The 315-nt window shown below is 60.3% G+C and carries 1 protein-coding gene; it reads left to right on the top strand.

Annotated features, from left to right (window positions below):
• Positions 1-315 (top strand): Ig-like domain-containing protein (locus MIB40_RS19535; protein WP_249697189.1); only part of this gene is annotated, 315 nt, incomplete at both ends.

The raw sequence follows: 315 nt of genomic DNA, 5'->3' as shown, positions 1-315 counted from the left end.
AATGTTGGTTCGGTAGACGATCAGCCGGTGGCGGTTGCGGACAGCATTACGGCGACGGAAGACACGGCGTTCAATGGCGACGTGAGTGGCAACGACACCTTGAGTGGTGACGGCGGCAACGTGTTCAGTGTTGCGCCAGGCGATGAGCCGGCGAACGGCACGGTGGTGATGAATGCCGATGGCACGTTCACCTACACGCCGAATGCGAACTACAACGGCGCGGACAGCTTCACCTACACGATCACCGATGCGGATGGCGACACCAGCACGGCGGTGGTGACGATCAATGTTGGTTCGGTAGACGATCAGCCGGTG

Source organism: Aestuariirhabdus haliotis (assembly GCF_023509475.1).
Classification (GTDB): Bacteria; Pseudomonadota; Gammaproteobacteria; order Pseudomonadales; family Aestuariirhabdaceae; genus Aestuariirhabdus; species Aestuariirhabdus haliotis.
Note: the sequence above shows the minus strand (reverse complement) of the source record. Positions and strands in the feature narration are given on the sequence as shown.